Source organism: Gemmiger sp., from assembly GCF_036306485.1.
GTDB lineage: Bacteria > Bacillota > Clostridia > Oscillospirales > Ruminococcaceae > Gemmiger.
Map to the genome: position 1 here is coordinate 97,771 of NZ_JAXJZK010000051.1, position 20,582 is coordinate 118,352.

Annotated in this window: 19 protein-coding genes and 6 tRNA genes; 10 read left to right on the forward strand and 15 right to left on the reverse strand. The window is 57.3% G+C overall.

Translation table 11 applies throughout. The annotated features are described in order from the left end of the window. The first annotated feature begins 61 nt into the window (after positions 1 to 61). The 4 genes from dapB (at position 62) to U0L91_RS11085 (ending at position 4,564) form a co-directional block, all read left to right on the forward strand. Positions 62 to 832: a 4-hydroxy-tetrahydrodipicolinate reductase gene (gene dapB, locus U0L91_RS11070; RefSeq protein WP_330046947.1), complete on the forward strand. Its 771-nt coding sequence runs from the start codon at positions 62 to 64 to the stop codon at positions 830 to 832. Continuing rightward, a complete protein-coding gene (locus U0L91_RS11075; protein ID WP_481804527.1) occupies positions 823 to 2,046 on the forward strand; it encodes a CapA family protein in 1,224 nt (407 codons plus the stop codon). The genes dapB and U0L91_RS11075 overlap by 10 nt, the downstream gene beginning before the upstream one ends. 13 nt (positions 2,047 to 2,059) lie before the next feature. Then, positions 2,060 to 2,518 (forward strand): ACT domain-containing protein, encoded by a 459-nt coding sequence (locus tag U0L91_RS11080; protein WP_330046949.1) that lies wholly within the window; start codon positions 2,060 to 2,062, stop codon positions 2,516 to 2,518. A 117-nt stretch (positions 2,519 to 2,635) separates the two neighbouring features. Continuing rightward, positions 2,636 to 4,564, forward strand: coding sequence for an NAD(+) synthase (locus tag U0L91_RS11085; RefSeq protein ID WP_330046951.1), 1,929 nt, complete (start codon positions 2,636 to 2,638; stop codon positions 4,562 to 4,564). A gap of 217 nt (positions 4,565 to 4,781) precedes the next feature. Here U0L91_RS11085 and U0L91_RS11090 read toward each other — a convergent pair. From U0L91_RS11090 to U0L91_RS11140, 11 genes are all read right to left on the reverse strand, one after another. After that, positions 4,782 to 4,856 (reverse strand) — tRNA-Cys (locus U0L91_RS11090). 47 nt (positions 4,857 to 4,903) lie between these two features. Further along, positions 4,904 to 4,979 (reverse strand) — tRNA-Gly (locus tag U0L91_RS11095). 36 nt (positions 4,980 to 5,015) lie between these two features. Further along, a tRNA-Phe gene (locus U0L91_RS11100) sits at positions 5,016 to 5,091 on the reverse strand. 3 nt (positions 5,092 to 5,094) lie between these two features. Beyond that, positions 5,095 to 5,171, reverse strand: a tRNA-Asp gene (locus U0L91_RS11105). Positions 5,172 to 5,174: 3 nt separating this feature from the next. Continuing rightward, positions 5,175 to 5,250, reverse strand: a tRNA-Val gene (locus U0L91_RS11110). 4 nt (positions 5,251 to 5,254) lie between these two features. After that, a tRNA-Gly gene (locus U0L91_RS11115) sits at positions 5,255 to 5,330 on the reverse strand. A 114-nt stretch (positions 5,331 to 5,444) separates the two neighbouring features. Beyond that, positions 5,445 to 6,341, reverse strand: a complete 897-nt coding sequence (hslO, locus tag U0L91_RS11120; RefSeq protein ID WP_330046953.1) for an Hsp33 family molecular chaperone HslO — start codon at positions 6,339 to 6,341, stop codon at positions 5,445 to 5,447. After that, entirely contained in the window at positions 6,334 to 7,104 is a 771-nt protein-coding gene (locus U0L91_RS11125; protein ID WP_330046955.1) for a class I SAM-dependent DNA methyltransferase, read from the reverse strand. Before U0L91_RS11125 ends, hslO begins: the two co-directional genes overlap by 8 nt. Before the next feature lie 3 nt (positions 7,105 to 7,107). Next, positions 7,108 to 7,698 carry a ribosome biogenesis GTP-binding protein YihA/YsxC gene (yihA, locus tag U0L91_RS11130; RefSeq protein WP_330046957.1) on the reverse strand — a complete coding sequence of 197 codons (591 nt, stop codon included), beginning with the start codon at positions 7,696 to 7,698 and terminating at the stop codon, positions 7,108 to 7,110. Positions 7,699 to 7,709: 11 nt separating this feature from the next. Then, the gene (gene lon / locus U0L91_RS11135) at positions 7,710 to 10,160 is read right to left on the reverse strand and encodes an endopeptidase La (protein WP_330046958.1); all 2,451 of its coding nucleotides are present in this window, start codon (positions 10,158 to 10,160) and stop codon (positions 7,710 to 7,712) included. Between the two features lie 46 nt (positions 10,161 to 10,206). Beyond that, positions 10,207 to 11,211, reverse strand: a complete 1,005-nt coding sequence (locus U0L91_RS11140) for a diacylglycerol/lipid kinase family protein (RefSeq protein ID WP_330046960.1) — start codon at positions 11,209 to 11,211, stop codon at positions 10,207 to 10,209. Between the two features lie 142 nt (positions 11,212 to 11,353). Between U0L91_RS11140 and U0L91_RS11145 the strand changes: the two genes are divergently transcribed. Next, a complete protein-coding gene (locus tag U0L91_RS11145) occupies positions 11,354 to 12,049 on the forward strand; it encodes a DUF421 domain-containing protein (protein ID WP_330046962.1) in 696 nt (231 codons plus the stop codon). Positions 12,050 to 12,119: 70 nt separating this feature from the next. On the opposite strand, the gene U0L91_RS11150 is transcribed toward U0L91_RS11145, so the two are convergent. Next, positions 12,120 to 12,656 carry a ferritin family protein gene (locus U0L91_RS11150; RefSeq protein WP_330046964.1) on the reverse strand — a complete coding sequence of 179 codons (537 nt, stop codon included), beginning with the start codon at positions 12,654 to 12,656 and terminating at the stop codon, positions 12,120 to 12,122. 129 nt (positions 12,657 to 12,785) lie between these two features. Next, complete coding sequence (locus U0L91_RS11155) at positions 12,786 to 13,325, reverse strand: Gx transporter family protein (RefSeq protein ID WP_330046966.1); 540 nt, start codon at positions 13,323 to 13,325, stop codon at positions 12,786 to 12,788. A gap of 217 nt (positions 13,326 to 13,542) precedes the next feature. Here U0L91_RS11155 and U0L91_RS11160 point away from each other — a divergent pair, with 217 nt between their 5' ends. From U0L91_RS11160 to U0L91_RS11180, 5 genes are all read left to right on the forward strand, one after another. Beyond that, a complete protein-coding gene (locus U0L91_RS11160; protein WP_330046968.1) occupies positions 13,543 to 14,058 on the forward strand; it encodes a DUF4358 domain-containing protein in 516 nt (171 codons plus the stop codon). Between the two features lie 105 nt (positions 14,059 to 14,163). Next, entirely contained in the window at positions 14,164 to 15,561 is a 1,398-nt protein-coding gene (locus U0L91_RS11165) for an MBOAT family O-acyltransferase (protein ID WP_330046970.1), read from the forward strand. A 16-nt stretch (positions 15,562 to 15,577) separates the two neighbouring features. Continuing rightward, positions 15,578 to 16,762 (forward strand): DHHW family protein, encoded by a 1,185-nt coding sequence (locus U0L91_RS11170; RefSeq protein ID WP_330046972.1) that lies wholly within the window; start codon positions 15,578 to 15,580, stop codon positions 16,760 to 16,762. A gap of 11 nt (positions 16,763 to 16,773) precedes the next feature. After that, positions 16,774 to 17,907 (forward strand): MGDG synthase family glycosyltransferase, encoded by a 1,134-nt coding sequence (locus U0L91_RS11175; protein WP_330046974.1) that lies wholly within the window; start codon positions 16,774 to 16,776, stop codon positions 17,905 to 17,907. Then, positions 17,904 to 18,524, forward strand: a complete 621-nt coding sequence (locus U0L91_RS11180; RefSeq protein WP_330046977.1) for a glycerol-3-phosphate acyltransferase — start codon at positions 17,904 to 17,906, stop codon at positions 18,522 to 18,524. Before U0L91_RS11175 ends, U0L91_RS11180 begins: the two co-directional genes overlap by 4 nt. Before the next feature lie 87 nt (positions 18,525 to 18,611). Here the strand turns inward: U0L91_RS11180 and clpX are convergent, their stop codons facing one another. Both clpX and clpP read right to left on the reverse strand, forming a co-directional pair. Beyond that, positions 18,612 to 19,943 carry an ATP-dependent Clp protease ATP-binding subunit ClpX gene (gene clpX, locus U0L91_RS11185; protein WP_330046979.1) on the reverse strand — a complete coding sequence of 444 codons (1,332 nt, stop codon included), beginning with the start codon at positions 19,941 to 19,943 and terminating at the stop codon, positions 18,612 to 18,614. A 16-nt stretch (positions 19,944 to 19,959) separates the two neighbouring features. Beyond that, positions 19,960 to 20,559 (reverse strand): ATP-dependent Clp endopeptidase proteolytic subunit ClpP, encoded by a 600-nt coding sequence (gene clpP / locus U0L91_RS11190; RefSeq protein WP_330046981.1) that lies wholly within the window; start codon positions 20,557 to 20,559, stop codon positions 19,960 to 19,962. Positions 20,560 to 20,582 lie beyond the last annotated feature (23 nt).

The window sequence follows — 20,582 nt, forward strand, 5'->3', positions numbered from 1 at the left end:
CGCATCCCCGGATGCAATGCGGCGCCGCGGGCCTGTGCTGTTACAGGAAAGGAAACACAACATGACGGATCTCATTATTCAGGGAATCTGCGGCCGGATGGGCCGCGCACTGGTGGAAAAAATCTCTGCCCGCAGTGACTGCCGCGTCGCGGCCGGTGTGGATCAGACCGCCGGACAGCTCAACGGCATTCCGGTCTATGCCTCGCTGGAAGATCTTCCGCAGGCTGCCGGCGTTGTCATTGATTTCACCTCTCCGGCCGGTGCCGTCCATGCCGCCCAGTTCTGCGCGGACCACAGGATGCCCTGTGTGCTCTGCTCCACGGGACTCAGTGCCGAACAGGAAGCCATCATCGAAGCAGCCAGCGAGAAGGTTCCGGTCTTCCGCAGTGCCAACATGTCGGTCGGCATCAATGTTCTGATCGAGCTTGCCAAACAGGCGGCACACCTGTTCGGCAGTGAATTTGATATTGAAATTGTTGAGAAACACCATCGCAACAAGCTGGATGCCCCGAGCGGAACGGCGCTGATGATCGCCGACGCCATCAATTCACAGGCGGACGGACGGTATGAGTATGTGTATGACCGCCATGCCGTCCGGCAGAAGCGCGGTGACCGGGAACTGGGCATCAGTTCGGTGCGCGGCGGCGGCATTGTCGGTGACCACGACGTCTTGTTCTGCGGTTCCGAGGAAGTCGTCACGATCAGCCATGTTGCCCAGAGCCGCGGTGTGTTTGCTGACGGTGCGGTGCAGGCGGCGCTGTATCTGGACGGCCGTGAGCCCGGGTTCTATACGATGACGGATCTGCTGAAGGAGAAAATGCAGTGTCTTTGAAAAGCGCAATCGGGGTTGCGGCCGCTGCCGTTCTGGTGCTGGCAAGCAGTGCCATAGTCCTGCATTTCACGCAAACCCCGGCGGCTACGCAGCCGTCCCCTGCCCCCACCGCAGCCGGCACACCCGTTCCGGCTGCGCCGACGCCGGAGCCGACGCCCACAGTGGAAACCGTCCGGTTTTCCGCTACCGGGGATAACCTGATCCATGAGGGCCTGTACAATCAGGCATTGGCCCGCGGCACGGACGGACACTATGATTTCCTGGCCGCCTATGAGAATTTGCGGGACTTTTATGCCGGGTTTGATGTCAACTGGCTGAATCAGGAAACGCTGGTCAACGATGCCTTTGAGCCTTCGGGATACCCCTGCTTTTCCACGCCGGGCGACATCACCGACGCCCTGTATGAAATGGGGTTCCGGGTGTTCAGCCTTTCCAACAATCACAGTTACGACAAGGGCGCCGAGGGGATTGCTTCCTCCATGGCACATTGGGCCGCCATGCCGGAGGACGTCGTGACGGCGGGCTTCTATGACCTGGCTTCCTATGACAACTTTGCCAATCAGACAGTCAACGGCATCACCTTCGGATACCTGTCCTACACGGAACAGACCAACGGCATTCCCACGCCGTCCGGCTCCGCATACGGAGTGGTGTATCTCGATCAGACCGACGTGATCGCCCGCCAGATGGAAGCCGTCCGCGCCAACTGCGACGTTCTGGTGGTCAGCTGTCACTGGGGCGTGGAAGGCAGCCACGAAATCACCGCCTCACAGCGTTCTACGGCACAGTGGCTTGCCGATCACGGTGCGGATCTGATCATCGGCACACACCCTCATGTCACCCAGTCTGCCGAGTGGCTGACCGCTGCCGACGGGCGGCAGGCTTTTGTCGCGTACAGCCTGGGCAATTTCATCAGTGCCCAGGCGGAGCCGGACAATATGATCGGCGTGATTCTGGGGCTGACGTTCCAGAAAACCACCCAGCCGGACGGATCGGTTTCGGTGGCTCTGCTGGACCCCAGGCTGTATCCTACCGTCACCCAGTACGAAAACCGATATGCCAACATCCGGGTTTATCTGTTATCAGATTATAACGATGAACTCGGTGCCGCACACGGCAACTTTGAGCTTCCCGTTTCCTATATCGAACAGGTTCTGAATGCTTCCGTTGACAGTGCCTTCCTGGTTCTGGACAACGATTCTGCAACGATGTAAAGGAGGAATTTTCATGTACGGCGTATCCAAAATTTCCAGTGAACAGAACATCATGCTGACGACGTTTCCCAGCATCCAGTACAGTGCCGGAAAACTGGCGGATTGTCTGGATGTATTTGCCAAAGCGGGCATCGTGGTGGACATGATCTGCCAGAGCGCGCCCCACAGTGACCGGGTGGATGTCAGCTTCACCACAAGCTATTCCAACTTCTCCGCCGTCATGAAAGCCCTTCCCGAAGCAGCCAAGGACAATCCGCCCATGATTTCCGGCGGCTTCTCCAAGGTCAATCTGTTCGGTGAGGAGATGGTCACCAGCTGCGGCGTGGCTGCGCGGGCCATGCGTGCTCTTGCCGCCGTTGGCGTGGAAGTAATTCTGATCACAACCAGTGATCTGGACATCTCGGTGCTGATCCGCCAGCAGGATGAAGATGCTGCGCTCAGTGCCCTGCAGCAGGCTTTTGAACTGTCCTGATTGGTTCCTAGCGTCTTTCCCTCGGGAAAGGCGCTTTTTTGCTGTCTCGGCTTCTTGAAGGGGCGGCCGGGTTTGTGGTATGATAAAAAAAATACCCTCATGAAGGATGGGATAACAATGAAATACGGTTTTCTCCGTGCGGCAGCGGTTTCCCCAAAGCTGCGCGTAGCAGACGTCTCGTACAATACCGAGGAAATCATTCGCACCATGCAGGATTGCGCAGCACAGAGCGTTCAGCTGCTGTGTCTGCCGGAATTCTGTCTGACCGGCTATACCTGCAGTGATCTGTTCCTGCAGGAAACGCTGCTGCGCGGCGCGGAACAGGGTCTTGCCAGGATTCTCGAGGCCAGCAAAGGCCTCAATCTGGTTGTTCTGGTCGGCCTGCCGGTCCGGATGGGCGGCAAGCTTTACAACTGCGCGGCCGTGGTCTGTGAAGGCAGGCTGCTGGGTCTTGTTCCCAAAACCCATCTGCCCAACTACGGAGAGTTCTATGAAAAGCGGCATTTCATCCCGGGGCCCGAGAACGCGGTTGCCTGCGAGCTGGCCGGCCAGAAAACCCTTTTCGGGACCCGGCTGCTCTTCTCCTGCCGGCAGATGCCGTCCTTCGTGCTGGGCGTCGAAATCTGCGAAGACCTCTGGGCACCGATTCCGCCCAGCTGCGGCCATGCCCTGGCCGGAGCGACCGTGATTGCCAATCTTTCTGCCAGTGATGAGACCGTCGGAAAAGCTTCGTACCGGCGGGATCTGGTCTGCGGCCAGAGTGCCCGGCTGCTGTGCGGGTATCTCTATGCCGATGCCGGGCACGGGGAAAGCACCACCGATATGACCTTTGCCGCCCACAATCTGGTTGCGGAGAACGGCATCCTGCTGGCAGAGTCCGGCCCGTTTGAGAGCGGCACCGCGGTCTCGGAACTGGACCTGGGGCGGATGGAACAGGAGCGCATCCGGAACACCACCTTCCTTCCGCAGACCGACGGCTATACCACCATTGGGTTCGATCTGAGCCTTGTGGACGTGCCTCTTACGCGGGCGATCTCCCCCACGCCGTTTGTCCCGCAGGACAACGCCGCCCGCGAGGAACGTTGCGAGCTGATCCTGCGCATCCAGGCAGAGGGCCTTGCCAAGCGTATGGAGCACACCCACGCCCGCTGTGCGGTGCTGGGAATCTCCGGCGGCCTGGACTCCTGCCTGGCCCTGCTGGTCGCTGTGCGCGCCTGCAAGGTACTGGGACGCAGCCCCAAGGACATTGTGGCCATCACCATGCCCTGCTTCGGCACCACCCACCGCACACGCTCCAATGCAGAAATTCTCTGTGAGGCCCTCGGCGTCACCTTTACCGAGATCAACATCACCCACACGGTGGAAAGCCATTTTATCGATATCGGTCAGCCCGCCGAGACGTACGATGTGACATTTGAAAACTGCCAGGCCCGTGTCCGGACGCTGGAGCTGATGGACTATGCCAACAAGAACGGCGGATTCGTCATCGGCACAGGGGATCTCAGTGAGCTGGCACTGGGCTGGGCCACCTACAACGGCGATCATATGAGCATGTACGGCGTCAACGCCGGAGTGCCCAAGACGCTGGTGCGCCATATTGTGAAGTATGTGGCCGATACCTGCGGGGAAGACTCGCTGCGCAGCGTCCTGCTGGATATTCTGGACACCCCTGTCAGCCCCGAACTTCTGCCCGCCGCAGCGGACGGGTCCTTCAGCCAGCAGACCGAGAAGCTGGTCGGTCCCTACGAGCTTCACGACTTTTATCTGTACTATGTGCTGCGTTTCGGGTTCGGTCCCGCCAAGATCTACCATCTTGCGCTGACTGCCTTCCGCGGACGCTACGAACCCTCGGTGCTCTTTGGCTGGCTCCGCAATTTCTACCGCCGCTTCTTCGCACAGCAGTTCAAGCGCAGCTGCCTGCCCGACGGTCCCAAGGTGGGTTCCGTCACGCTGAGTCCCCGTGCCGACTGGCGCATGCCGAGCGACGCCTGCAACGCGCTGTGGATGCAGGAACTTGAAGAGATGGAACAGGATTCGGCTCAGTGATTCCGTTCAAAATACAAGCCTTTCCGGCGGCCTCCTGCGAGGCCGCTTTTTTGATGCCCAAAAAGCATCCGGAACAGAGAAAGCCGGAGACTGTCCTTCTGCGACAGCCTCCGGCTTTCTGATAAAAGATTTCCCGGCAAGGGAATACTCTCAGCCCCTTGTCTGACAAACTTAATACACACAAAAAAGAACGGCTGAAAGGTTTCAGCCGTTCTTTTGGAGGTGACGGGCAGATTTGAACTGCCGAATGAGGGTTTTGCAGACCCTTGCCTTACCACTTGGCCACGTCACCATAATGAGTGAAAAACCGGCTTTACGGAGCCGGTTTCCACTGCTTGTTGGAGCGGCCGACGAGGCTCGAACTCGCTACCTCCACCTTGGCAAGGTGGCGCTCTACCAGATGAGCTACGGCCGCATGTTGCAGTTTCTTCAGAAGAAGCTGCAAAAGAAGTGGTGCCTCCGATCGGAATCGAACCAATGACACGGGGATTTTCAGTCCCCTGCTCTACCGACTGAGCTACAGAGGCATATGGCGACCCGGATCAGGCTCGAACTGACGACCTCTAGCGTGACAGGCTAGCGTTCTAACCAACTGAACTACCGGGCCACATGGTGGGAGTTAACGGACTCGAACCGCTGACCCTCTGCTTGTAAGGCAGATGCTCTCCCAGCTGAGCTAAACTCCCAAATTGGAGCGGCCGACGAGGCTCGAACTCGCTACCTCCACCTTGGCAAGGTGGCGCTCTACCAGATGAGCTACGGCCGCATATTGGAGAGCTTAGCTTGTCGCGATCTCTCCGGGCGACAGGTGTTATTCTACTGCATCTGCCGCAAAAAGTCAAGCGTTTTTCTTCATTTTTTTCAAAAAAATTTGACTTTTTTATTTTTCATCGTTTGAAGGCCAATTTCTAAGCAGATCATTGAGGTCCACACGGTATTGTTTGCCGCAGAACTGGCAGTTCACTTCCGCCATGGGATCTTCATCCCGCAATTTTTCCACCTCGGATTTTCCAAGGCTGCGGATGGTCCGTTCCACACGTTCCAGGCTGCAGTCGCAATGGTAGTCCACCCGTGCCGTGTCCAGAGTCTCCGGTGCAAAGCCGGCCAGTGCCAGCTGCAGGATATCCTCGATGGTCTTGCCGTCCTGCAGCATGGACGTCACCGCCGGCATGGCCTGGATGTTCTTTTCCAGATGGGTGATCTCCTCCTCCGTGGCACCGGGCAGAAGCTGTACAATGAATCCGCCGGCGCAGCGGACGCTCAGATCCTCATTGACGAGAACTCCGAGCGCACAGACCGTGGGCGTCTGTTCACTGACGGCAAAGTAACTGGTGATGTCCTCGGCAATTTCACCGGAAGTCAGCGGCACCTGCCCGACATAGGGTTCCCGCATGCCAAGATCCCGGATCACATCGAGTGTTCCGTCCGTTCCGACTGCCGCGCCGACATTCAGATGGCCGTCAGCCCGCGAGGGAAGCTCTACAACGGGATTTTCCACATACCCCTTCACGTTTCCCTGCGCATCGGAAACGGCGAGCAGACGCCCCACAGGGCCGCCTCCTTTGATCTGCAGTGTAATGGAGTCGGTATTTCCCTTGAGCATCTGCCCCATCATGGCCGTGCCCGTCAGCAGGCGCCCCAGCGCAGCCGTAACCACCGCACTGGTTTTGTGCAGGCGCTCCATCTCCCGCACCAGATCGGTGGAATCAATCCCGTAAAAAACAATTCCTCCGTTTTCCGAAATTCCGCGAAGGAAGTTTGCCTTCTTCTCACTCATCGCTCTGTTTTTCCTCCTGTGTATATTGCTTGACCGCCGTAATAATCCAGCGCGGGCTGTCGTCCCGGACAGCACCGAAGTCTTCCCCGTCTGCCACCCTGGCAACCGAGAACCCGTATTTTTCCAGCAATGCCGTCACGGTCTGCAGCGGATAGGAATACTCCGAAAACTCTTCCAGAAAGTCCTCCCCTGTCTCCTTATAGTGGATTGCAACGCTCAGATCCACTCGCCCGGTCGCGGCATCATAATGATTGGACCAGCGGCAGACCGCATCGTCCTCCTCAAAGGTATAAGTCTGGTCGCCCAGAAGCGTCCGGTGTTTATAGGGTGTATTCAGATCAAACACAAATACGCCGCCCTTTTCCATGAAAAAGGCAGCTTTCCGAATGGCTTTTTCAAAATTTTCGAGCGGTCCGATATGATTGAAGGTGTCGAAGGTAGACACCGCCGCCCGGATGGTCCCGTACAGATCGAGCTGTACCAGGTCCTGGCAAAGCAGCAGAACACGGCCTGTCATGCCCAGCTCCTCGGCCTTTTCCCGCAGAACGCTGAGCATCTCCTCCGACAGATCAATGCCGATCACATCATAACCGGCCTGCGCCAGCATCAGGGTCAGTTCCCCGGTGCCGCAGCCCAGGTCGGCCAGGATGCCGTCCCGGATGCCATGCTCCCTGAGCTGATTGGTCACATAGACGAACAGCGCGTCATAATCGGCTGCGCCATTGAATTCATCGTAAAAATAGGCAAATTCATGATAGGCCATGGCTCACTGCTCCGTCGTCAGGCATTCTTCGAGATACTTCCGAAGTTCCTCGATGCCCGTTCCCTTTTCCGCACTGGTCAGGAAAACCTCGCGGCAGCCGTAAGGAGCACAGCGCGTGCGGAAAGATTCCTCCGCCGCAGCCTGCTCGGATTTTTTCAGTTTATCCGCCTTGGTCAGTGCCACAACAAACGGAATCTTGTGATAGTGCAGATATTCCAGCATCTGCACATCGTCGGCGCTGGGCGCATGACGGCAGTCCAGCAGCTGGACCAGAACCGTCATGGCGCGCGGCGTTTCAAAATAACTGTTGATCAGTTCATCCCAGCGTTCTCTGTCCGCATTGGAAACCTTGGCGTATCCGTAACCGGGCAGATCCACGAAATATGCGGTATCCACGCGATAAAAGTTGATGGTCGCCGTTTTTCCCGGCGTCGCACTGACGCGGGCCAGGTTCTTCCGGTTGCACAGCCGGTTGATCAGGCTGGATTTGCCCACGTTGGACCGTCCCGAAAAGACAAATTCGGGGCGGTCACTCTCGGGCAGCTGGCTGGAAAGGCCGTAGGAGGCCTGAAATTCACTGCGATTGTAGTTCATGCAGATTCACCTCACATCACCGTGGAGGGTTCTTTGGCGGCGCTCTCCTCCGTTGCGATGAGCTGGGTGGCCTGCGGCACCGCATGTGCGGTGCGCCCTGCCGTGCGGGCCGGCGGCAGCAGCAAGGCTGCTTTCAGCACCTGGGACAGGTCAGACACCGGCACAAAGCGAACGGCCTTCTTGACCTCCTCATCCACCTCGTACAGGTCAGACTCGTTGTCTTTGGGAATCAGCACCGTCGAGATGCCTTCCCGGAAAGCGGCCATGCTCTTTTCTTTCAGTCCGCCGATGGGCAGCACATTTCCGTGCAGCGTAATCTCGCCGGTCATCGCCAGATTATGACGGACCGGATACCCGGAAAGGGCCGAGATCAGCGCCGTGGTCAGCGTCACGCCGGCAGAGGGGCCGTCCTTGGGGACTGCACCTTCCGGGGCATGGATATGGATATCGGTATTCTTGAACTGCTCGGGAGCAATGCCGTAGGTTTCGGCATGGACACGCGCATAGGTAACTGCCAGCTGAGCGCTCTCCTTCATCACATCGCCCAGGCTGCCGGTCAGTTCCACCTTGCCGGAACCGTTGGGAATGACAGAGACTTCCACCGGCAGCATCTCGCCGCCGACGCTGGTCCACGCCAGACCGTTGGCAATGCCCACCGAATCGGTGCGGGAGATAAAGGTCGGTTTGACCTTTTCGGGACCGAGAAGGCTCTTGACCATCGTAGCACTGACCGAAATCTTTTCGGTCTCGCCGGCTGCAATCTTCTGGGCGCACTTGCGCAAGACCGCCGTGATGGTACGCTCAAGCGTACGGACGCCGGCTTCCCGGGTATAACCGTCAATGATCTCATAAATCGCCGCCGGAGAGAAGGTCACACGGCCTTCCAGACCGTTGTTCTTCAGCTGTTTGGGCAGCAGATGCTTTTTGGCAATGTTGTATTTTTCAACGCGGGTATAGCTCGGAAGCTCAATCACATCCATGCGGTCATACAGCGGGCCGGGAATCCGGGAAGCGTCATTGGCCGTGGTGATGAAGAGCACTTCGCTCAGATCGAAGGGAACATCCAGATAGTTGTCCTTGAAAGACTTGTTCTGTTCGGGGTCCAGTACCTCGAGCAGCGCACTGGAAGGATCGCCGCGGTAATCACCGGACAGCTTATCAATCTCATCCAGCAGGATGACCGGGTTGGAAGACTTGGCGGAATTCACCGCACTGATGATGCGGCCCGGCATAGCACCGATATAGGTGCGCCGATGGCCGCGGATTTCCGCCTCGTCATGTACACCGCCCAGGCTCATCCGGGCGAATTTCCGGTTCATGCACTCCGCCACCGAACGGGCAATGGAGGTCTTGCCGACGCCCGGAGGGCCGACGAGACAGATGATCTGCCCCTTGACATCGGTATTGAGCTTGCGGACGGCCAGAATTTCCAGGATGCGTTCCTTGACCTTTTCCAGGCCGTAGTGGTCACGGTCCAGCACCTTGCGTGCGTGGGCCTGGTCCAGATCGTCCTCGGTCGTGATGTGCCAGGGCAGCGCAATGACCGTGTCCAAAAACGTCCGGATCACGCTGATCTCAGCCTGATTGCCGGCCATCTTGCTGAGCCGGTCACATTCCTTCAGCAGTTTTGTCTCGCTGTCCGACTCCAGGTGCAGTGCCTTGATCTTGGCAGCATATTCCTCGGCTTCGGCACGGGTATCATCCACATCGCCGAGTTCTTCGCTGATGATGTGCATCTGCTCGCGCAGATAATAATCCCGCTGGTTTTTGTCCATCTGGACATTGACCTTGTCATCGAGTTCCTTCTCGATGGAAAGCACATCACATTCCTGATGAAGCAGCACAAGCAGCTTCTCCAGACGGCCGAGCAGCGTGCTCTCGTTGAGGATGGTCTGTTTGTCCTCATACTTGAACAGCAGGTTGGCCGGCATGTACTCGCTCAGATAGAGCGGGCTGTCCGAGGAAACAATGTTGTAGACAACATCCTTGGAAATCTGCGGGCTGTAGGAGAGGTATTCCTCAAAGCAGTCCTTGAGGCTGCGGACCAGCGCTTCGGTCTGGGTGCGCTTATCCGCCGAAATTCCCCGCACCGGAGCGCTGCGCACTTCCGCCTGCAGGAACTTGCCGGTGGTGTCCAGCTCCAGCAGCTTGGCGCGGGTCTTGCCCTCCACCAGGACTTTGACGAGTTCCTCCGAGACGCGCAGCACCTGCTTGATCTCGGCAATCACGCCGAAGGTATACAGGTCCTTCTGCGTCGGTTCCTCGGTATCCATATCCTTCTGGGCCACGAGGAAAATATTGCTGTTGCCGTGCATGGCCGCCTCAATGGCAGCGATGGACTTGGCACGTCCCACCTCGAAATGAACGACGTTGTTCGGGAACACCACCAGGCCGCGCAGCGCGACCACCGGCAGATGAACAACATTGTGGGCCACACGGACCCGAACTTTCGGTTCTGACATAGAGATTCCTTTCCCCGGGCCGATCCGGCCGCAGTTCCGTTTTCTGTCACATACTCCGGGTTTGTGAACATCCGGTATGAATTGGGTAAACGCCGGCCGATATGCCGGCGGCGTGCAGTATGGTTTGGGGCAGCAGGACGGTCAGTGCGCCCGGGAGCGTTCTGGCGAAGAGCTGCCTGACAGGGGCACATTCTCCGTCCACCGTTGCGATGAGTGGACGGGAGTCCAGCACCTCCATCCGCACCTCTCTGGCGCGGCAGAATGTCATGTACGGGCGGAGTGCTTCCGAGACCGTTCCATCCGGCTGCAGATGTGCTCCGCTCTTGTACTGTGCCAGCAGTGAAGCAATTCTGAGCCGCGGAACGGGTTTGACCAGAACCACGTCCAGTACCCCGTCATCCATCAAGGCATACGGCGCTGCCATATAGCCTCCGCCGTAAAACCGTCCGTTGCAGAGCGCGGCCATCATGTAGGTGCCGTTTTCCGTCTTGCCGTCCAATGTTACGCGAAGAGCGTGTCCAAAATGCCGGAACATCGTCTCCACAATGGAAAGCGTGTAGGCCATGGTACCGCCGCATCCCGGCAAACGGCGGTATTTCGGGATTCCGTAGGCAACCTGAGCGTCCAGCCCGGCGGCGCAGATATCTACGCCCAGGCCGAGTGACGTTTCCAGAAGGTCCACCCGGGCCGTACCGGCCCGCAGCTGAGCCTGCATGTCCAGGAAGGGACTTTCCTCTTCGGTGCCGAAATTGCGTACATAATCGTTTCCGCTGCCGCACGGGACACACCCCACCGCCACCTGGGGATGGTTTGCGGCGCCCTGAATGACTTCATTCAGAGTACCGTCCCCTCCGCAGGCATACAGGGCAACCGGTTCGGGCTGCGCTGCCCAGCGTCGGGCTACCTCCGCGGCATGGCCGGCGTGCTGCGTGACAATGATCTCGGGTTCCGGCTCCCCCAGTGTTTCGGCGGCACAGCGGATCCGGGAAATCAGCCAGCTGCCGGCATCCCGTTTGCCCGCAACCGGATTGATAATGAAGATTCTTTTCACCCGCTGTTCCTCCAACGGTTACAAAAATACATTGTATATTTTATCTGTTTTCACTGCAAATAGCAAGTGTCTCGTATAAGATATTACAAAACAGACAAAATATAGAAAACCGAAATCCGAAAACGAGAGGAAGATGCACGGAATGCAGATTTTGCAGGAGCTCCTGTCCGTGACGCTGGCCAGCGTCGCCTCCCTGGTGGCGCTGTTTTTGCTCACGCGCCTGGGCGGCAAACGGCAGATCGCCCAGATGAGCCTGTTTGACTATGTGAACAGCATTACCATCGGTTCCATCGCCGCCGAAATGGCGACCAATCTCGAGCAATGGTATCGTCCCCTGACGGCAATGACCATCTACGGCGTGGCGGCCTGTCTGGTCCATTTCGCAGCCTACAAGAGCATGGCGGCGCGGCTGTTCCTGTCGGGACGAGCGATCGTCCTGATGGAAGACGGAACCATCCGCCGTACCGAACTGGCACGCTCCAAAATCGACCTCAACGAATTCCTGGCGCAGGCCCGGGCCGCAGGGTACTACGACCTGAATGAAATTGAAAGTGCCGTTCTCGAGACCAACGGACAGATCAGTTTTCTGCCCAGAAGCAACGCCCGTCCGGCCTGCTGCAGTGATCTCAACCTGAGTCCCGATCCTGTTTCCCTGTGGTATGATCTTGTCATTGACGGCAACCTCATGGAAGAGCATCTCAAGTCCAGCGGACGCAGCCGCGACTGGCTGGAAGGGCAGCTCCGCCAGAACGGCATTCCCAAAATCGAGGACGCCTTTTATGCGGCCTGTGACCGCCAGGGCCGGTTCTTCGCCTGCAAAAGCGGGCAGGAGCGCTGAGTGGGGCCAAGCCAAAAGAAAAGAGGCCCGGGAAATCCCGAGCCTCCGAAGGGTCAGTTACGCTGCCGAATTACTTGAAGTAGCGGTCCAGCAGGCCCTGCATGCCACGGCCATGGCGGGCCTCATCCTTCGCCATCTCATGAACGGTGTCATGGATCGCATCCAGATCCAGGGCCTTCGCCTTGCGGGCCAGGTCCATCTTGCCGGCGCAGGCGCCGCACTCGGCGTCCACACGCATCTGCAGGTTCTTCTTGGTGCTGTCGGTCAGGACTTCGCCCAGCAGCTCCGCAAACTTGGAAGCATGCTCAGCCTCTTCGAAAGCATAGCGCTTCCAGGCTTCGGCGATCTCGGGATAACCCTCACGGTCGGCAACGCGGCTCATGGCCAGGTACATGCCGACTTCGCTGCACTCACCGTTGAAGTTCTCGCGCAGGCCCTGGATGATCTCCTCGGGAGCGGTCTTGGCGATACCGACAACGTGCTCGGTCACATAGGTGTTTTCCTTCTGCTCGATGAACTTGGAAGCCGGCGCCTTGCAGACGGGGCAGAATTCAGGGATGGAACCTTCAGCAACATAGCCGCAGACAGTGCAAACATATTTCGTCATAATGAGATACCTCCGAATCATTTTTATTTTACCCGCAGGAACCTGTTTCTGTCCTGCGTTACGGCCTTATTATAGCGCACTCCCGTGTGCTTGTCAATAGATTTCAATGGAAAATTTTAAGATCATGTCTTAAAATTTTATGAAGTTCCTTTTGGTGGCATTCTGTGGGAAAACACGTTCCATTGCCGGGAATAGAGCATGAGACACCAGATAGGTCAATGAGCCAACAATAAGACCAACTATCAACAGGATCGGAGCATAGGCGAGTGAAAGCGCGCTGGAAAGCAGCACTGCCGCGCCCATCAGTTGGCCGATATTGTGAGCCAGAGCACCGCTGACTGAAAAGATGTAGCCGGTCACGGGGAACGGCAGTGCCAGCAGCAGGCAGAAGATCACGAAAGAGAGCGTGCCTCCGCACAAAGACAGGAATCCGGCCGTCACGCCGCGGGTCAGAAGTGCAAAAGCAGCTTTCAGGACCACAAGGCAGAGTGCCGATCGTTTGCGCAGAAACAGGACCGCATACATGACCACAATGTTGGACAGTCCCAGTTTCATGGCCGGCATCAGGCCCAGCAGCGGCGTCAGCGTCGATTCAAAAAACGACAGGGCCATGGACAGGGCAAACAGCATTCCGGTCAGCGCGATCTCCCTGGTTTTGGCATTACGCAATGGTGTTCCTCCTTCTTGTTTCGGGAAGTGTTTACGGGATTAAGTGTAGGACTCGACCCCGCAAATGTCAAGGAACAAACCCGTGGAAATCCTGTGAGTTTTCTGTGTCGCCTACTTGAAAAAAAGGCCGGAATCGTGTATTCTAATAAAAGTATAAGCTGCAAACTGTGTGTCCCTGTTTTCAGGGATTCTGATATGGATTCAAAAGGAGAAAAAAATGAAAAAAACGTATCGTTTCTTTACGACTGTTTTTCTGGTTGCCATCGCCGCCTGCATGACGGTGCTGCTGACCGCCTGCGGCAACAGCTCTTCCTCGTCCGAGTCGGATGTTCCCGATCAGGCCAAGCTGGATGCCATTGTGTCCTCGATCGAGGCGGTCAATGAGGTTCCCAACGCCCGGGCCATTGATGATTTCTCGCTCGAGAATGAGATGGGTCTGACGCCGGATAACATCCTCGCCTACAAGGGGGATGTGACCAACGATCAGGCAGACTGCGCGCTGGTCTTTGCCGCTCAGGCCAAGAGCGGGACCGTCGATACCGTCAAATCCGAGCTGGAAGCCTACAAGGAGTCCATGAGCAGCACGCTGTACGCCGAGTTTGCCGACAAGGTGGCCAAGGCGCAGGACTGCCGCATTGTTGTCAAGGACAACATTGTGGTCATGGTGATCTCCGGCATCAACGGTCCGGATTATTCCGAGATTGACACGGCAATCGAAGAGGCGCTTGCCTGATCTTCATTACAAAACCTTTTTCAGGCCGCTACCCGTTTTCAGGTAACGGCCTGCTTGTTTCCGGGGGACCTTGACGCCCCGGCCGATGTTAGGAGGACCGCACCCGTGAATTTTAACAGTGTTGTCTTTATGTTCTGTTTCTTTCCGCTGGCGCTCGCTCTGTATTATCTGGTGCCCGGAAAAGCCAAAAACGCCGTCCTTCTGGCGGAGAGCCTGCTGTTCTACTGTTGGGGCGGCATTGAGTGGCTTCCTCTGATGATCGTGCTGGTTGTCGTCAACTACACAGCCGGACTTCTGATGCAGAAAATGCCCCACGGCCGCGGGCGGAAGATGGTGCTGATCGTCGCCATCGCCATCACGGCAGCCGCCCTGATCTTCTGCAAATACACCAACTTCCTGATTGATACCCTCAACACCATCGCCTCGCTGCGGTTGTCCGAGCTGGACTTTCTGGATGTCCTGCCGCTGGGCATCAGCTATTTCACCTTCAAGCTCATCAGCTATCTTGCGGATGTCTATACCGGAAAAACACAGGCCGAACGCAATCCTGTGGATTTCAGTGCCTACGTTCTGATGTATCCGCAGCTTATCGTCGGTCCGATTGTAAAATACCGTGAAATCTCTGCCGCGCTGCACACGACCCGCGGCCGCTGCACACTGCCGCAGATTCAGCGCGGTGCCGAGATGTTCACCTTCGGTCTTGCCAAAAAAGTGATCCTGGCGGACTCCATTGCACGGCTGTGGCAGGACATCGTCGGTGCAACCGGCATCGGACTTGCCAACGCTTCCCTGCCGCTGGCCTGGCTGGGAATCATCGCCTATTCCTTCCAGCTGTATTTTGACTTTTCCGGCTATTCTGAAATGAGCAACGGTCTGAGCCTAATGATGGGCTTTGACTGCCCTGCCAACTTCCAGCTGCCCTACACGGCCACCAGCATCACGGATTTCTGGCGCCGCTGGCACATCACGCTTTCCGGCTGGTTCCGGGACTACATTTATATCCCGCTGGGCGGCAACCGCCGCGGTCCGGCCCGACAGATCCTGAACATGCTGGTTGTCTGGGCGCTGACCGGCATCTGGCACGGTGCCAACTGGAACTTCATCTGCTGGGGATTGTACTACTTTGTACTGCTGGTCATTGAGAAGAATTTTCTGCTGCCTTACCTCAAAAAGGGAAAGATCTGGCCTCACCTGTATACATTGGTACTGGTCGTTCTTGGCTGGGGTCTGTTTACCTGCAATCTTCCCGGTGCGCCGCTCGGTCTTCTGCTCCGCCAGCTCCTGATTCCGCACGGCGGAACTTCGGCCCTGTATTTTGTCCGCAACTATGCCGTCCTGCTGATTCTCTGTGCGGTCTGCTCCACAGCACTGCCCCAGAAACTATGGCAGTGGTGCAAACGTCACACGCCGGTGCGCCTGGTGGTGCTGGCCGGCTGCCTTGTGCTGTGCACTGCCTATGTGATTGCGTCCACCGAAAGCACCGCTCTGTACGCAAACTTCTGAAAGGAGGCAGTTCCGGATGGAAAAACGTATTCATCGCAAGAACAATGAGCGCCGCACCCTTCCGGCCGCGCTGATTCTGTTTGCCGTCTTTATCTGCGGATTCTCCGTGCTCAATCTTTTCTGGCCCAAAAGAGAAATTTCTGAGCTGGAAAACCGGAAACTGGCCCAGATGCCCGCCTTTACCCTGCAGTCCTTTCTGAGCGGTGACTGGCAGAAAGCATTCGGCAGCTATCTGCAGGACCAGGTCGCCTTCCGTGACCGCTGGATTGATCTGGAAAGCCTGACCAATGCCACCGCCCTCGGGGAAACTGAGGAGGGCGGCATCCTGCTGGGCAAGGACGGATGGATGTTCACCAAACTGTTTACGGTGAGTGAGGACACACAGGTCCTTCTAAATAAAAATGTCCGCTCGGTCGTCAGCTTTGCCTCGCGTTACCCCGACCGGGTCACCTTCCTGCTGGCGCCGTCTGCCAGCGACATCTATCCCGAGATGCTCCCGGCCAATGCCCCGATGATCGACGAGGATGCCATGCTGGACGACATCTTTGCCAGCATCGGGGAGAGCGCCGATGTGCTTGATCTGCGCGATGTTTTCCGCGCCAACAAGGACCAGTATCTGTACTTCAAGACCGATCATCACTGGACGACCGACGGCGCATATCTGGCATACCAGCAGTTCTGTTCTCTCAAGGGACTGACGCCGTTTGACACTTCTGCCCACACCGCCGTCGCAGTGAATGATTTTTACGGGACGCATTATTCGGCCACCCGGTACTGGAAGACACAGCCGGATCATTTCACCTATTATGAACTTCCCAATCTGATGACGATTTATAATATCAACGGAGAAGCGCAGTTCGAGGCCTCCCAGACCATGCCGCTCATCAATACGGAGAAGCTCGCCACGCGCGACAAATACGGCGCATTCCTGGACGGCAACCATGGCTATTCGGTGATTGAAGGCGACGGAGAGGGCAGCATCCTGGTGGTAAAAGACAGTTACGCCAACAGCTTTGTTCCCTATCTCACCGCAAACTATGCCAAGATCGGCGTTGTGGATTTCCGCAATTTTGCCTACGGGCTGGATTCGACGATCGAGAAGGAAGGCTATGACCAGATCCTGATCCTGTACAATTTCCAGACCTTCCTGTCCGACACCCATATTGTGTATATCGACCGGCCTACCACGCTGACTTCCTGAGGTGATGTTTTATGAAAGCGGTTGTTCTTTCCTGCAACACCGGCGGCGGACACAATGCAGCCGCACATGCGATTGCAGAAGCCATGACGCAGCGCGGACATCAAGCCTACGTTCTTGATTATCTGACCCTGGCCGGTGAGAACGTGTCCAAGGCCGTCGGCGACAGTTATATTCAGCTGGTTCAGCGCACCCCCAAAGCCTTCGGTGCCGTATATGATCTGGGCATGGCGGTCAGCACCCACATGGAACGCTCCCCCGTGTACTATGCCAATGCCGCGATGGCACGGTATCTGCGGGAGTATTTCACGCAGAACCCGGTGGATGTAATCTTCGCAACGCACCTGTATCCGGCAGAGACCTTGACCTGGATGCGCCGTCACGGGGAATCCCTGCCGCCGGTGATCGCTGTTGCCACCGACTACACCTGCATCCCGTTCTGGGAGGAAACTGACTGCGACCGCTACGTTATTCCGCACGAAGACCTGATCGACCAGTTTGCCGCACGCGGTGTTCCGGCCGAAAAGCTCTGCCCTCTGGGGATTCCGGTCTCTCCGGCTTATGCCGTTCCGGTGACCGCCGCCGAAGCCCGCGCTAAGCTTTCCCTGCCGCAGGACAAAAAGCTCTATCTGATCGTGGGCGGCAGCATGGGCGCAGGCAATCTTGGCCGCCTGACGGACGATGTTTCCCGTCTTACCGGCGAAGAAGCCGAATTGCTGGTCATCTGCGGCAGCAATGAATCCATGCAGAAGCGTCTGACTGCGCGGTTCCACCGCGACCCGCGTATCCGGATTCTGGGAAAAACCGACCAGATGCGGCTGTTGCTGGCTGCCTGCAATGTTCTGTTCACCAAACCCGGCGGGCTGACTTCCACAGAGGCGGTTGCCGCGCGGATTCCGCTGGTCCACACCGAACCCATTCCCGGCTGTGAGACAGAAAACCGGAATTTCTTCCTGCGGCATGGGCTGAGTGTGACCGGCAAGACCATCCGTGCCCAGGCCCGTGCCGGCAGGATGCTGGTGGGGGACGAGGGCGCCCGCAATGAAATGCTGCGTGCGCAGTGTTCGGTCCTGCACTGTGATGCGGCAGAATCCATCTGCAAGCTGGCAGAAGCACTCCAGAAAGATCGGGGGCTGACGACAGAATGACTCCCTGGGCCCCCTATCTCTTTTTTACCCTGGCAGGGTATCTTTCGGGCAGTGTTCTGTATGCGCAGCTCCTCACCCGCTGGATTGCCGGCAAGGATGTCCGGACTGCGCAGGAGGATCACAACCCCGGAACGGCGAGTGCGTTTCTGTGCGGCGGACTGGCCTGCGGAATCCCGGTACTGATCTGTGATCTGCTCAAAGGCTTTCTGCCGGTACATTGGGCGCTCCGGTTCTGTCTGCCGTCCGATCCGCTGTTTGTCTTTGTGCTGCTGGCGCCGGTGATCGGCCATGCCTGGCCTCTGTTTTATCATTTTGAAGGCGGAAAAGCCATCGCCGTTTCTTTCGGCGTGCTGCTGGGGCTTTGTCCCCTGTTCTGCCTTCCGCTCCTGGCGCTGGTGTTCTTCTATCTTCTGTACAGTCTGCTCGTCAAGATCACTCCGCATTCCTGGCGGACCATCTGTACCTTCTGCAGCGCACTCCTCGTCGACTGGATGGCCATGCTGCCCGTCAGTATTTTTCTGGGCTTCTCCGGAATCACAATGGTCGTATCCGCCAAACATCTCCAGACCCGCCCGGAGCATCCCGAAGTTCACCTGCTGCCGGAGGGTCATCGCTGACCTGTCATTCCCAAAATCATCAAAAAAACGGCGTGCCGCCTTGTACAGCGACACGCCGATTTTTCTATTTCAGCCGGGACCGCTTCCTCAGTTGGGAAGCGCTTCGTTTTTGTAGCGGCGACGGACCGCACCGTATTCCAGATGCGGAGGTGCTCCGTTGACCGTATCCTCGTCCACCGTCACCCGGATGATGGTGGGATCGGACGGGATATCAAACATAATGGGAATCAGAAGATCCTCCACGACGCTGCGCAGACCGCGCGCCCCGCTCTTGCGCTCAATCGTCTTTTTGGCGATGGCGCTCAGTGCGGCATTGGTGAAGTTCAGTTCCACATTATCCATCGAGAACAGCTCCTGATACTGGCGGACGATGCTGTTTTTCGGCTCGGTGAGCACGCGGATCAGCGCAGGCTCATCCAGCGGGTCCAGGACCGTCACAACCGGCAGACGGCCGATCAGTTCGGGAATCAGACCGAACTTGACCAGATCATCCGGCTCGACCTTGCGCAGAAGTTTCTGGCGGGTCTCCTCACTGTCGAGGTTGGTGCGCAGCTGGCTGCCGAAGCCGAGCGTCGCCTGATCGGTCCGCTTCTGGATCAGCTTTTCCAGACCGTCAAACGCACCGCCGCAGATGAACAGGATGTTTTTGGTGTTGATCTGAATAAATTCCTGCTGGGGATGCTTGCGTCCTCCGTTGGGCGGAACATTGCTGACCGTTCCCTCGAGGATTTTCAGCAGCGCCTGCTGAACGCCTTCGCCGCCCACATCCCGCGTGATGGACGGGTTTTCACTCTTGCGGGTGATCTTGTCGATCTCATCCACATAGATGATGCCGACCTCTGCTTTGGGAATATCAAAATCCGCAGCCTGGATCAGCTTGAGCAGGATATTCTCCACATCCTCGCCCACATAGCCTGCCTCGGTCAGCGTGGTGGCATCCGCAATGGCGAACGGCACGTTGAGCATCTTGGCCAGCGTCTGTGCCAGCAGTGTCTTGCCGGTACCGGACGGTCCGAGCATGAGCACATTGGATTTCTGCAGTTCCACGCTGCTCTCACGTCCGGAGAGAATCCGCTTGTAATGGTTATAGACCGAAACCGCCAGAACCCGCTTTGCCTCATCCTGACCGATCACATACTGATCGAGTCCGGCCTTGATCTCGGCAGGCGTCATGATGTTGATGCCGTCCAGCGGGTCCGTGCTTCTGCGGCGTGCCGCAGTGCGGCGATCCGGCGTCGCGCGGGGCGGAGCCGGACGTTCACCGTCCTTGTACAGGGCGTTGTAGCACATATCAATGCAGTCTTTGCAGATGTTCACGCCGGGTCCGATGATCAGCTGTTCCACCTGGTTCTGGGACCGGCCGCAAAAGCTGCAGATCAGTTCACGTTTTCCGTCCTTGCCGGAAATCGAATTTGCCATTTCCTTCCCCCTGGGTTCAGTGTTTCACAATGATCTCGTCGATCAAACCGTATTCCTTGGCCTCCTGAGCGGTCATATAATTGTCGCGCTCGGTATCCCGCTCCACAACTTCCAGGGGCTGACCGGTGTACTCGCTGAGCATCCGGTTCATCTTCTTCTTGATCTGGATGATGTGGTTGGCGTGGATCTGAATATCGGTGGCCTGTCCGGCAATACCGCCGTTCTGGCCGCCCGAGATCAGCGGCTGATGGATCAGAATTTCCGAATTGGGCAGTGCAAAGCGCTTGCCCTTGGTACCGCTGGCAAGCAGGAAGGCACCCATCGAGGCAGCCATGCCGACGCAGATCGTCGACACATCACACTTGATGTACTGCATCGTGTCATGGATGGCCATTCCGTCCGAGATCGAACCGCCCGGGCTGTTGATGTAGAAGCTGATATCCTTTTCGGGGTCCTGCCCTTCCAGGTACAGCAGCTGTGCCACAATCACACTGGCAGAGGACGGATTGACATCCTCGCTCAGGACGATGATGCGGTCGTTGAGAAGGCGAGAGAAAATATCATAGCTACGCTCACCGCGTGCGGTTTGTTCGACAACATAAGGTACCAGGCTCATTCGGTTCCCTCCTTCAAAGCATA

What these genes read in the sequence shown, in the direction of transcription:
- yihA (WP_330046957.1), bottom strand. Translation starts at nt 7,698, where the DNA reads ATGAACTACAATCGCAGTGAATTTCAGGCCTCCTACGGCCTTTCCAGC.
- clpP (WP_330046981.1), bottom strand. Translation starts at nt 20,559, where the DNA reads ATGAGCCTGGTACCTTATGTTGTCGAACAAACCGCACGCGGTGAGCGT.
- U0L91_RS11175 (WP_330046974.1), top strand. Translation starts at nt 16,774, where the DNA reads ATGAAAGCGGTTGTTCTTTCCTGCAACACCGGCGGCGGACACAATGCA.
- U0L91_RS11160 (WP_330046968.1), top strand. Translation starts at nt 13,543, where the DNA reads ATGAAAAAAACGTATCGTTTCTTTACGACTGTTTTTCTGGTTGCCATC.
- U0L91_RS11125 (WP_330046955.1), bottom strand. Translation starts at nt 7,104, where the DNA reads ATGGCCTATCATGAATTTGCCTATTTTTACGATGAATTCAATGGCGCA.
- U0L91_RS11080 (WP_330046949.1), top strand. Translation starts at nt 2,060, where the DNA reads ATGTACGGCGTATCCAAAATTTCCAGTGAACAGAACATCATGCTGACG.
- hslO (WP_330046953.1), bottom strand. Translation starts at nt 6,341, where the DNA reads ATGAGTGAGAAGAAGGCAAACTTCCTTCGCGGAATTTCGGAAAACGGA.
- U0L91_RS11150 (WP_330046964.1), bottom strand. Translation starts at nt 12,656, where the DNA reads ATGACGAAATATGTTTGCACTGTCTGCGGCTATGTTGCTGAAGGTTCC.
- U0L91_RS11085 (WP_330046951.1), top strand. Translation starts at nt 2,636, where the DNA reads ATGAAATACGGTTTTCTCCGTGCGGCAGCGGTTTCCCCAAAGCTGCGC.
- U0L91_RS11170 (WP_330046972.1), top strand. Translation starts at nt 15,578, where the DNA reads ATGGAAAAACGTATTCATCGCAAGAACAATGAGCGCCGCACCCTTCCG.
- dapB (WP_330046947.1), top strand. Translation starts at nt 62, where the DNA reads ATGACGGATCTCATTATTCAGGGAATCTGCGGCCGGATGGGCCGCGCA.
- lon (WP_330046958.1), bottom strand. Translation starts at nt 10,160, where the DNA reads ATGTCAGAACCGAAAGTTCGGGTCCGTGTGGCCCACAATGTTGTTCAT.
- U0L91_RS11145 (WP_330046962.1), top strand. Translation starts at nt 11,354, where the DNA reads ATGCAGATTTTGCAGGAGCTCCTGTCCGTGACGCTGGCCAGCGTCGCC.
- U0L91_RS11180 (WP_330046977.1), top strand. Translation starts at nt 17,904, where the DNA reads ATGACTCCCTGGGCCCCCTATCTCTTTTTTACCCTGGCAGGGTATCTT.
- clpX (WP_330046979.1), bottom strand. Translation starts at nt 19,943, where the DNA reads ATGGCAAATTCGATTTCCGGCAAGGACGGAAAACGTGAACTGATCTGC.